Annotated in this window: 8 protein-coding genes and 1 pseudogene; 5 read left to right on the forward strand and 4 right to left on the reverse strand. The window is 48.3% G+C overall.

Translation table 11 applies throughout. The features are described 5' to 3' along the window. Positions 1 to 9: 9 nt before the first annotated feature. Positions 10 to 984, forward strand: coding sequence for an aldo/keto reductase (locus tag V5J77_RS25385; RefSeq protein ID WP_338553566.1), 975 nt, complete (start codon positions 10 to 12; stop codon positions 982 to 984). Between the two features lie 151 nt (positions 985 to 1,135). Here the strand turns inward: V5J77_RS25385 and V5J77_RS25390 are convergent, their stop codons facing one another. Continuing rightward, positions 1,136 to 1,795: a TetR family transcriptional regulator gene (locus V5J77_RS25390; RefSeq protein ID WP_338553567.1), complete on the reverse strand. Its 660-nt coding sequence runs from the start codon at positions 1,793 to 1,795 to the stop codon at positions 1,136 to 1,138. 126 nt (positions 1,796 to 1,921) lie between these two features. On the opposite strand from V5J77_RS25390, the gene V5J77_RS25395 reads away from it, so the two are divergent. Both V5J77_RS25395 and V5J77_RS25400 read left to right on the forward strand, forming a co-directional pair. Then, on the forward strand, positions 1,922 to 3,487 hold the full coding sequence (locus V5J77_RS25395; RefSeq protein WP_338553568.1) for an FAD-dependent monooxygenase: 1,566 nt from the start codon (positions 1,922 to 1,924) through the stop codon (positions 3,485 to 3,487). A gap of 118 nt (positions 3,488 to 3,605) precedes the next feature. Next, positions 3,606 to 3,755 (forward strand): annotated as a pseudogene (locus V5J77_RS25400) (putative sulfate exporter family transporter); the annotation flags it as partial. Positions 3,756 to 3,982: 227 nt separating this feature from the next. Here V5J77_RS25400 and V5J77_RS25405 read toward each other — a convergent pair. Continuing rightward, complete coding sequence (locus V5J77_RS25405) at positions 3,983 to 5,959, reverse strand: translation factor GTPase family protein (RefSeq protein WP_338553569.1); 1,977 nt, start codon at positions 5,957 to 5,959, stop codon at positions 3,983 to 3,985. Positions 5,960 to 6,311: 352 nt separating this feature from the next. Between V5J77_RS25405 and V5J77_RS25410 the strand changes: the two genes are divergently transcribed. Continuing rightward, positions 6,312 to 7,757 (forward strand): RICIN domain-containing protein, encoded by a 1,446-nt coding sequence (locus V5J77_RS25410; protein WP_338553570.1) that lies wholly within the window; start codon positions 6,312 to 6,314, stop codon positions 7,755 to 7,757. A 254-nt stretch (positions 7,758 to 8,011) separates the two neighbouring features. On the opposite strand, the gene V5J77_RS25415 is transcribed toward V5J77_RS25410, so the two are convergent. After that, positions 8,012 to 8,269, reverse strand: coding sequence for a hypothetical protein (locus V5J77_RS25415; RefSeq protein WP_338553571.1), 258 nt, complete (start codon positions 8,267 to 8,269; stop codon positions 8,012 to 8,014). A gap of 1,041 nt (positions 8,270 to 9,310) precedes the next feature. Between V5J77_RS25415 and V5J77_RS25420 the strand changes: the two genes are divergently transcribed. Beyond that, positions 9,311 to 10,066, forward strand: a complete 756-nt coding sequence (locus V5J77_RS25420; protein WP_338553572.1) for a hypothetical protein — start codon at positions 9,311 to 9,313, stop codon at positions 10,064 to 10,066. A 307-nt stretch (positions 10,067 to 10,373) separates the two neighbouring features. On the opposite strand, the gene V5J77_RS25425 is transcribed toward V5J77_RS25420, so the two are convergent. Further along, the gene (locus V5J77_RS25425) at positions 10,374 to 10,886 is read right to left on the reverse strand and encodes a DUF5412 family protein (protein WP_338553573.1); all 513 of its coding nucleotides are present in this window, start codon (positions 10,884 to 10,886) and stop codon (positions 10,374 to 10,376) included. Positions 10,887 to 11,347: the final 461 nt, after the last annotated feature.

Below are 11,347 nucleotides of genomic sequence, written 5' to 3' on the forward strand. Positions count from 1 at the left end.
CTTAAGCTTATGAAGTATAAACGTCTCGGCAATAGTGGACTAAACGTATCCTCTCTCGGCCTTGGTACCAATTCCTTCGGCTCGCGGGCGGATAAGCAAAGCTCTATCTCTATTATACATGCTGCGCTTGACAGCGAGATAAACTTTCTGGATACTGCCAATATTTACTCAGGCACCGCATCCGAGACCATTATCGGCGAGGCGCTTAAAGGTCGAAGGCATGAGGCCGTAATCGCCACTAAGGCCGGTCTGCCTCGCGGCCAAGGCGCAAATGAGCGCGGCTCGTCCCGCTATCATTTGCACCTTGAGCTGGAGCAGAGCTTGCGGCGGCTGCAGACGGATTATGTGGATTTATACCAAATCCACACCTTTGATCCGGGGACGCCGCTGGAAGAAACGCTGCGAGCGCTCGATGATATGGTGCGAGCCGGCAAAGTGCGCTACATCGGCGCATCGAACTACGCGGCCTGGGAGCTGATGAAGGCGCTCGGCATCAGCGACCGCCTGAGCCTGAATCGCTATGTGTCGATTCAGACCAGCTATTCGCTCGCCGACCGGACGCCGGAGCGCGACATTACACCGCTATGCCTCGATCAGGGCGTCGGCATTATCCCTTATTTTCCGCTAGCCGGCGGCCTGCTGACCGGAAAATACAGCGAGCAGCAGAGCGCACCGCAAGGGTCGCGACTGGATAAAAACCCGGAATTCGCCCGCTTCTTCACAGGCGAAGGCTTCACGCTAAGCCGCAAGGTCGGCGAGCTTGCGGCTGAGGCGGACTGTACGCCGGCTGCGCTTGCCCTGCACTGGCTTATGCAGCAGCCAGCGGTGGCAAGCGTTATCGTCGGCGCGACGAGCGCAGCTCAGCTCGAGGCCAATCTAGCTTCAGCCAGCCTGCAGCCTGAGCCGACCATTCTGGAGCGGCTGGATGAAATCAGCCTGCGCTTTAAATATGGCGAGCCATTTGCGCTTTACAGGCTAAGTTAGACCAGAGGTTCGAGGCCTCCGCCATGATAAGCTGTACCTAGGGTTCCTCCAACATTTTAACGAAAATAACGCTGAGCCTTCGGATGTGATCGGCTTAGCGTTTTTTCTTTCTCTATGCCCACTAATCTTCTATCGTTAAGCAAAATCGCGATTAGTTTAATTGTCGATTTTTGTTTTGAACGGTATGTGGTGCATAAGCGCAAAGAAAGACGCGTACGCCTTCAGTGATGATACGTTTGGTTTGTTCCTCCTCTAATGTCCCGGTTTTTCTAGGTTGATTAAATACCAATAAAATCGTTAATGCAGCGAAGTGCTTTGCAGCCATTTTAGGATCAAGCACATCGAGCAATCCTTTTTGTCCAAACTCTGTAAACCTCCTGATAATTCCCTCTTCAGTTGCGTTATCCAGCCTTTCAAAAAACGAGTCTGGCAGGTTGGAGGCTTCCACCATAACCAGACGGATCAAAGCCATGTAATCGGACGAACCGTTCGCAGAAGCTACGATTTGTTCGCAAAATAAGATGAGCGCCTGCTCCAGATCCTCGAATTCCCATAGGTGGTCTGAAATCCCTTGCTCAATCATGTCCAGAACCGCCGAACTGGATTCTTCCACAACGGCAAGCAGTAGATTCTGTTTGTCGCCATAATAATCATAAACTGTCCGTTTGGAAACTGCCGCTTTAGCTGCGACCGCATCGACGCTGGAACGATCAAACCCATCTGAAAGAAACAGTTCTCGTGCCGCCGCAATAATTTTAGCTCGTTTGTCTGAAGAGCCTTTGCGGATTTTCTTGTTTTCCGTATTAGCCATTCTTATGTTTCCTCCTTATAGATATACTATCAGAAATCAATTAGAATCCCGCTGTACAAATTACACTGCACGGTGTAGTATAGTAAATGCAGCATATCACAGCTTTGATCAAGGAGGATTCTATCCATGAATACCATGTCGTCTTTTGTTGATGTTCTCATTGTCGGGGCCGGACCCACAGGGCTTACACTTGCCTGCGACCTTGCCCGTCGAAACGTCGACCATCGTATTATTGAACGAAGCACCTTGTATAACGTTGCATCTCGCGCCAAAGGAATCCAGCCTCGCTCGCTTGAAGTCGTCGATGATTTGGAGGCCGTTCACTACATTATTAACACAGGTGTTGTGGATTTGCCTGTTCGTTATTATACCTCAGATGGCAGGAGTGTGGACAAACCGTCTATTAACGTTGCAGCCAGCGCCAAACTTGAGACACCCTATCGTGATCAGGTCTGGATTGCTCAATTCGATGTGGAAAAAGCATTACGCGACCGATATGAAATGCTTGGCGGTCAAGTAGAGTTGGGTATGGAAGCTATAGGGCTTGTTCAGGATTTGGATGGTGTAACGTTAACCGTGAATACAACACAAGGAGAAGAGCAAATTCGCGCTCGTTATGTAGTCGGCGCTGACGGGGGCAAAAGCAATATCCGCAAGTTTGTTCACTTGCCGCTGGTTGGGGAAACACACGATCATGAGCGATGGTATCTTGGCGATGTACGATTGGAAGGGTTAGATCGTGACCATATCCATATCTGGACATCTTCGGAGGGGATGGTCGGGGTGACACCGCTGCCGAAATCCGATATTTGGCAACTGCAGGCCACAATTCCGGAGGACATCGAAGAACCAGAGCAGCCGTCGCTAGAGGCGTATCAAGCCATGCTTGACCGTCGCGCCGGGGCAGGGCGTGTTCGGCTCACGGATGCTTCTTGGCTGTCTATCTATCGGGTCAACGTCCGTATGGTCGACTGTTACCGCAACGGCCGGACTTTCCTTGCCGGCGATGCTGCTCATGTTCATTCGCCGGCCGGCGGTCAAGGCATGAATACGGGGATGCAGGATGCGTACAACCTCGGCTGGAAGCTGGCGGCTGTCATAAGCGGAGCGGACACCGCCTTACTCGACACGTACGATGAGGAGCGCCGCCCTGTGGCTCAAGCCGTACTCAAGGACAGCACGAAGAAGATGAGAGAGGTCGTAGGAACGGCCACTGAAGGCGGAGGCTTGTCCCAAGCCTTAAGCACCATATCCGACGATTTGACGAGCGGTCTTCTCATTTCCTATCGGTCAAGTTCTCTTACCCGTCCGTCAGCTCAAACAAATGCTACCCGTTCATTCCCTGGTGATCGCGCTCCTAATGCTTCGGGCCTGCAAGGCACCGGGTTCGCAGGAAGTTTGTTTGACCTATTGCGCGGCCCGCACTGGACGCTGTTGGCTTTTGCAAACTGCATCGTTCCTTCTCTGAAGAACCTCACCAATGACGAACTCCATGTGCATTATATCCTGCCATCGGACGTGGAGGGGGCGGAAGGCATAATAGACACAGCAGGTAATGCTTATAGAATTTACGATGTAGAAAGTGAAGAAATCGTATTGATTCGTCCCGACGGTTACATCGCACTACGTACCTCCATTGATGATACCGCATCAATCTTGAATTACTTGAATTTCATTTATCGCAAAAACTGATTTAAAAAAGCTGGCGGCAATCTTTTACAACATTTATGGAAGAAACTGTTTGAACCGTTTAAGTCGGCGGCGGCGGCGGCATGCCTTCACGATTGTGCACAATTTCGATAAAAAGCTCCTGCCGATAACCGCGGAGCAATATGGCATTTGGGCAGGAATCAGCCTGCATGAAATCGCTCATGTGGCGCTTGCCGCAGAGCCTGCTGGACAGGATGCGGTTGCTCTGGCGCTGCTAGCAAAGCTGAGCCGCAGGCTGCCCCTTAGCCCGTGATTCTATTGAAATAGCTGCTGCTGTGTCCGCTAAGTCTAACTTTGTGCAAGGTGCAATTCTCTGAAATGCAAGCCCTATTGCTAAACAAAGAAAATCCCCACTCCTTTTATACACAAGGAGTGAAGACTTTGAGGTTGTCTTTATTCGGCTCCGCGGAACCTTCCAGCAGAATCCTTACTCTGACTTCTTATTCTCAACCTTTAACCAGATTGGCTCTAGCGCATCTAGCTTTGCAAAGCCTTCCGCACGCTCAAAATATATTTCGACTGCTCCAGCGGATTGACACCGCGCCGCTGGCGCACGGCTTTCACATCTAGCGGGCAAGGCTCATAGCCAGCGAAAAAGGTAGCGATTGTGCCGCGGCCTTTCGTCAGCGAGCTGAGCTCCACCGCGTATTCCAGCGAGGTCGCTGCGGGAATGCGCCCTTCAATAATCATCCTGTCGCCATGCAGAACAGGCGCACCGAATGTGCCGCGCATCAGAGATAGATCATTCATTACTCGGCCTCCCGCCTCCTCAGGCACGACGATGCGGAACTGAAGTATCGGCTCTAGCAGACGGGTACCTACCGATGCAAGTCCATTCATAATACCCATTGGCGTCGCTACTGCAAAATCTAACGGGTGCGTATGCCACACATGATGCTGCCCCTCAATGAGTGTCACTTTCAGGTCAACAACCTCCCAGCCGTACAGCCCTTGCTCCAGCGCCTCCGGCACGCGCCGCGCAACCTCGCTTTGGTATTGCGGCAGCAAATCCTCGGTACGCACCACCGAAGCATATTGCAGCCCGCTCCCCCGCTCGCCAGGCTCCATGCGAAACCGTAATACCGCCCAGCAAGGCTTGGGCATTAAATAGGAAATATACCCTTCGCCTACTTCCTCAAGCGTCTCCTTATAAATAACCGACGGCTGGCCGAAGCGCACTGCAAGTCCATACCGCTGCTCAATAACACTCGTCAGTATTTCCAGCTGTATGGGTCCCATTACCTTCACATGCAGCTCCCGCTCATCCTGCAGCCACTGCACATTCAGCAGCGGGTCCTCATCGGACAGCTCCGTAAGCGCCTGGACCATTGCCGGATAATGCAAAGCGTCTCCCCAATGGGCTTGAACGGTCAACAGCGGCACCGCAAGCTGCGCCTCCTCGGGAACGGCATCCGGGCTGCCGATAATATCGCCAATCCGCACATGGGACATGCCGCACACGGCTGCAATGCCGCCAGCCGCAAGCTCTCCCGCATCCTCGGAGCGGAAGCCGTCCATTTTACGAATTTGCGTTACCTTCTCATCCATTTGCTGCGTAAAATTTCGAACGACATCGCGATTGCGAATTTTCCCTTGATAGAGCCGGATGTATGCCATCCTGCCCATCACCTTGTCTCGCTCAATCTTAAACACAATGCCCGATGGCGGCGCCTCCGTCTCACCGCCCGGCGCAGGCAAATATTCAACCATGGCGTCCAGCAGCGCCTGCACGCCAATGCCTTTGCTCGATGCACCGTACAGCACCGGATACACCTCAGCGCGGCGCGCCTTCGCGGCGGCTTCCGCCCGCCACTGCTCCAGCGGCATCTCCTCGCCGGTGACATACCGCTCCAGCAGGCGCTCGTCCCGCTCTGCTATCGCCTCAAGCAGCGCTGTGCGCGCAGCGGCATCCGCGCCCCCCGCCCATAAATCCTCCGCGCCAGCGAATTGCTGCTCGCTGCCAAGCGGACGCTGCACCGCGAGCAGATCCGCCGTTAAATAGCTGCGGATATCAGCAAGCACCGCGCCTGGATCGGCGCCGACGCGGTCCATTTTATTGATATAAATCAGCGTTGGGATACGCAGCTTGCGCAGCGCATTCCAAATCAGCTCCGTCTGCGCCTGTACGCCTTCCACTGCGGAAACGATCAGAACAGCGCCATCCATCACCCGCAGCGCGCGCTCCACCTCCGAGAGAAAATCGACATGTCCTGGCGTATCGACAAGCTGCACATGCGTACCCTGCCACTCCAATGCGGTCATGGCCGCCCGAACCGAAATGCCCCTTGCCCGCTCAACCTCCATGGAATCCGTTATCGTCGTTCCTGTATCGACACTGCCGAGTGTCCGTGTGCGCCCGCTGACATAAAGCATATGCTCGGTCGTCGTCGTTTTCCCAGCATCGACATGTGCAAAAATCCCGACATTGCGCCAATTCGCGCGGTTATTCCCCATCCGTATGCTCCCCTGTCCGCCTCGATTATCGCCGTACCGCATGGCGGCTTTATTTTGCTTTTAGCGTAACGCGATAGCGGTTACACGTCAAATGCTGCGGTGCCCTCCATCCACCTTTTCCCCACCAAAAAAAGTAAAAATAATAGGATGCTTTTCCCTCTCTATCGTTGTACAATCTTAATTGCAAACGCTTTCTTTTTTGTCATTCCTCTATCTCTATCTCTATCTCTATCTCTATCTCTATCTCTAGCCACATGACCCGAGCAAAGCCAAGGCCGGGCTCCGATCAGCCGAGCGGTCCATGCTTACGCCAATGCTTGCGATGCCCTCATTAAATTCCAAGGAGGTATTTATGATGAAAAGCAAGTCCCGGCTTTTGCTCGCGTATGTGCTCACTGTTGCTTTGACTCTCAGTCTGATGACCGTCCCCGCGTCCGCTGCTCCAGTTACGTTCGACAATGGCGTTCAGTTCAAGGACACCGCTGGCAATCCGATTCAAGCCCACGGGGGCGGCATTCTCAAGTCAGGCAGCTATTATTACTGGTTTGGCGAAAATCGCGACGGCGCCAATTACGTTTCCGTCTATCGCTCAGCAGATTTGAAAAACTGGGAGCTTCGCGCCCATGTTCTCAGCAAAACCTCATCGCCCGAGCTGGCAACCGCCAACATTGAGCGCCCCAAAGTCATTTATAACGCGGCTACGAATAAATATGTGATGTGGATGCACAAAGAGAATGGCGTGGACTATGGCGACGCGCAGGTCGCTGTTGCATATGCCACCAACATCGAAGGCCCTTATACGTATCAGGGCAGCTTCCGCCCGCTAGGCTACGATTCCCGTGATATGACCGTCTACAACGACAATGGCACGGCCTATCTCATCTCTGCCACCCGCGTCAACGCCGATTTAAATATTTATCGTCTAACCTCCGACTTCCTTGGTGTCGATTCCCTCGTCTCCACACTTTGGGTCGGCCAATATCGTGAGGCGCCTGCCATGTTCAAGCGAGGCAGTACCTATTTCCTCGTCACCTCCGGAGCGACGGGCTGGTCGCCAAACCAGGCGAAATATGCGACAGCCAGCAGCATTTCGGGCACATGGAGCGGCCTGACAAACGTCGGCAATGGCAACACCTACAACTCGCAATCTACGTATGTGCTGCCTGTTGAAGGCTCGTCCACTACCTCTTTTCTGTACATGGGCGACCGCTGGGCAGGCGCTTGGGGCGGCGCGGTCAACACCTCGGAATATGTATGGCTGCCGATAACCTTCCCTTCATCCACCACCATGACGCTGGACTGGGCTGACCAGCTTACGATTGACTCAGCGACGGGTACCATTACTGGCACTGTAGCTCCACCTGTCAATACGACATCCTGGTATAAAATCACCAATCGCGCCAGCAGCAAGCTACTTGGCGTCACCAGCGGGGGTACGACCGACGGCGTGCAAATCGAGCAATACACTGATGGCGGCTGGACGAGCCAGCATTGGCAGTTCACCGACGTAGGCGGACGTTACTATACGATCAAAAACCGCAACAGCGGCAAAGTCATGGACATCACCAGCAGCTCGCTCGCAGACGGCGCCAATGTCATTCAATATACGAGCAACGGCGGGCTTAATCAGCAATTCCGCATTCTCAGCGCCGGAAGCGGCTATTTCAAAATCATGAACGTCAAAAGCCGCAAAGTGCTTTATATTACGGGTGGCTCCTCCGACAACGGTGCCGATGCCATCCAGTGGACGGACGATAACAACACGAATAAGCATTTTTCATTCGCGACGACGAGCTAGTCTGGTTCATCGTTCAAAGCCACACCATTCGAGTAGAAGAGAGTAATCAGAACTACTAATATATTTCAAACATACTAGACAAAAAAGGGGCTGTCCCAAAAGTCATTTTATGATTTTTTAGCCCCCACTTTAGATAGGATTTCAAGCAATAGAGAAGCCTTCAAACCCACTTTAGCGGTGGTTTTGAAGGCTTTTCCGTTCAACGTTTGGGATTGGCTTATCCGTCGGTACCCTTTTGGGACAGCCCCTTTTTATTATTTACCTAAATCTCGTTTATCCTTATTGTCTGAATAACTAACATACTCTGCCGCAATTAAATAAATCACGCCCGCTATAAGAGAAATTACTGCTAATATATCCAAGTGATCTCCTACCGCCTCTAAAACAATATTAAAGGAGATATCACTCCAGCTTTGCATGGAAGAACCGAATATAGCCGCCACCATATACTTCGCAATATGCAGAATTCCAGATAAAAATACGAAAGTCACACCAGCCAATCTACGCGACATCACTATACCTCCTTTGTTTATATACAAGCTGACTATAGCTTATCTAGGCACATACTCTAGCCAGAAATTCACGAAACAAGAGTAAATAAGTATTAATCTTATATGTTCAGCTACTTATTTGTCAATATACTCCATGAACAGAAGATATGTTCCATCCACTATAGAACCAAGCGTTTATAGCATAACGTACGACATTTAAAAATGCTCCATTACTTATTCATGTATAAAAAAAGCCACTTTTCAGTTCTTTTAAAGAGAAAAATTATTAACCGTTAGAGAAGGTTAGTAGCTTCGCCATTGGACAATCCATCAGCGCTCCTTAGTTAACGCAAGTGTGACGATTTCGAACATAGGGAAGTTGACCATGATGGTTTTAGTCTTTTTAAAAGCAAACTTTGTATTACCACATTCGATGAGCATATTACCCTGTTCTATAACTCTTTCAAAATAAAAGATCGTACAACTTCTTTCTTGAATACAGTCTACAAACATGCATGCGGCCACCTTTCAGCCTCTGTATGTGTAGCAACTACCGTTGAGACCCCAGTAAAGCGTTGGCCCACCACAAACACTTAATTAATCCTCATTCCATGAAGATGTATTTGGACCGATCCGTATTCAGCTATCTCAATAGCCTAGATCAGCAAACTAGATACCTTCATTTCTAAGAATGTCCTTACATAATACAAAGCACGCTATTTTAGGAAAAAAGTTAAATTTTTCACGAACTAAGCTATAGGTCAATAGTTCTGATTATTCCGCTAGAAAACTCTCAATATATACAACCCGGAGTTTAATCATAGTTCTCTCTTTGAACAGTATAACAACTTGTGTTGCTAATGGATACAGAGGAACTTCCAAATTTTGCTCTACATAGTTTCATAATCAATCTTAATGATATTCACTAATTCAAGGTACTAAATTCCCATTTCATTATTTATTTTAAACTTAAATTGGTTTATTGAAATTTTTAAGTGTATTTACAAATTATTTTTATCCATATATTATGGTATTAGAAATCAAAATTCTAGGAGGTAAACTATGACTAAGTTGTTTCATTCATTCTCTCTTCTAATTCTCGTTTCATTATTCGTGCTCTCTATTAACGCTTATGCAAATGCTAATGAACAAAAGATTATTCCTCAGGCGGAGCAAACTTATTATGATGTTGAAACTGGAGAAACAATTACTAATATCTACGCTATCACTGAGGACGGTTACAAAGAAATAAGCTTCGAAACCTTCAAACAAATTCGTGAAGAGGGCAAACTAAATAGTAATGAGTTAGAAACGCAAAGAGTCGCAAATGAATCACCTCTTTTAAAGGATAAGACTTTAAAAGAACCCTACATATCAACCTTTGCTCTTATATCCAACTATGTTCAGACCTCTTATTCAGACAATTGGTATAATGAGACTAATAAAGTTACCAACAATTTTTCTTGCCCCGCGAATGGCGCAGGTTGTAGTGTAATGGCGAACTATTCATTAACCAAAACGGAACAGTTTACAGCAGGAATGGACTCCACATATAAAAGCATTATTAAGGGAGCTGTTAGCTTTTCGTGGATATCATCAGCATCTGTAAGTTCAAGCTATAGATTAGATTTAAAGCCAGGACAAACTGGATATATAAACTTTATGCCCGCCTATCGCTATACATCAGGAAAACTCACAGTTTATAGCAGCATTCCATGGAGTACAGAAAAAATCTATGAGGGACCTGCTTTTGGTGCTTCACCTAGAAAACTTTCAACTGGAGAATTAGAGGGTATAGTTTGGGGAGTAGTTTCTTAAAATTAATTAACTTAGTTTATCTATTAAGAAGCCAATTTAAAATCTTTATTTTCATCCTACCGTTGAAACCTTTGTTTAAGTAATAAACTACGAAGGTTTCAATGGGGGTAATACTCTCAAATTAAAAAAGTTCAAACATGCTAATACTAAATTTTCTACTAAGTTAGAGTATTCATAAACTCTTTTAATGATCTCCTTTAAAGTACATCTAACTTATTAGATTATCAGCCTTGTTCAGACATGAATTCTTAAAAAATGCTATTCGTCTGCATTCAATTACAAAAGTTAGCGTCCTTGCATCCTGACGTTATATCCTTCCTTGCGGAGGAAGTGCTTTATGCTTTTGCGTTTGATTGCGGAAATCATAAACCTCATTTTTCGAAATATCCAATGTTTCTCGCCCAATTTTCACAATATGATGGTCTAACCAGCTAACGGCCGGACTACGGTCATAATCATTAAAGTAAATCGTCCTCCCCTTCTCACTCCGGGTATCTACAACCTCTGCCCGCGCTGTTCTATAAAATAGCCGATTATAATGATACGTTCGAATTTCATAATGACCATCTGGAGAGACAATCGCACGTAGATTCAATTCACCTTTAGGAAGAAAATCAAGATTATAAAAATGGTTATAGCCGTATATCCCGATTAGTAAAGCTCCAATTGCCGTAAGCAATAAGCTCATCTTCGGCAGCCTTCTTGATTTTTTCATCAAATTGCCCGCCAACGCTAAAATAAAAAACAATAAACAAATAGCCGTGGCTACAGTCACTGCCAGCATGACATATAGAAGCGCCTCATACATTTTTTCACTCATAGGATAGCCCTCACTCTCCTTGACGATAGGATAACCCTCTCTCCTTGACGATAGGATAGCCCTCTCTCCTTGACATCTACTGGCGGACAGACGTTCCGTTATGATGGCAATTTGGGCGATTTCAGCAAATAAGCGGACAGGAAAACCGCTATGCCCTTGCTTCTGCTTTAAAAATAGGAGCTTAACAACCATTAGCGCCCCCTGAGTCCGCATTCCCACTCAAAAACCCTAGTTTGGTCAAAATAACGTCATCTGTGTCCTCCAGGCCAATCAGCGCTTGTTTTTCCCGCCCCCGGTATTGTCCAAGAGGCTGGAAGCAAAACCATCCTAAGATTCCGCTATCATTAAAAAACACCCTTCGAGCATTCATCCAAACAACCGCGGAAACTTAAATGGCTGCAAGGACGAATGTCGAGCGGGTGTTGCCTTCCTCCAATGGCTAGCTTCCAAGCTTCCAAGCT

This window comes from Paenibacillus sp. KS-LC4, from assembly GCF_036894955.1.
Classification (GTDB): Bacteria; Bacillota; Bacilli; order Paenibacillales; family Paenibacillaceae; genus Pristimantibacillus.

Bases quoted from the DNA above. Each gene is read 5' to 3' on its own strand.
- V5J77_RS25415 (WP_338553571.1), bottom strand. From the start codon at position 8,269: ATGTCGCGTAGATTGGCTGGTGTGACTTTCGTATTTTTATCTGGAATT.
- V5J77_RS25395 (WP_338553568.1), top strand. From the start codon at position 1,922: ATGAATACCATGTCGTCTTTTGTTGATGTTCTCATTGTCGGGGCCGGA.
- V5J77_RS25410 (WP_338553570.1), top strand. From the start codon at position 6,312: ATGATGAAAAGCAAGTCCCGGCTTTTGCTCGCGTATGTGCTCACTGTT.
- V5J77_RS25385 (WP_338553566.1), top strand. From the start codon at position 10: ATGAAGTATAAACGTCTCGGCAATAGTGGACTAAACGTATCCTCTCTC.
- V5J77_RS25405 (WP_338553569.1), bottom strand. From the start codon at position 5,959: ATGGGGAATAACCGCGCGAATTGGCGCAATGTCGGGATTTTTGCACAT.
- V5J77_RS25425 (WP_338553573.1), bottom strand. From the start codon at position 10,886: ATGAGTGAAAAAATGTATGAGGCGCTTCTATATGTCATGCTGGCAGTG.
- V5J77_RS25390 (WP_338553567.1), bottom strand. From the start codon at position 1,795: ATGGCTAATACGGAAAACAAGAAAATCCGCAAAGGCTCTTCAGACAAA.
- V5J77_RS25420 (WP_338553572.1), top strand. From the start codon at position 9,311: ATGACTAAGTTGTTTCATTCATTCTCTCTTCTAATTCTCGTTTCATTA.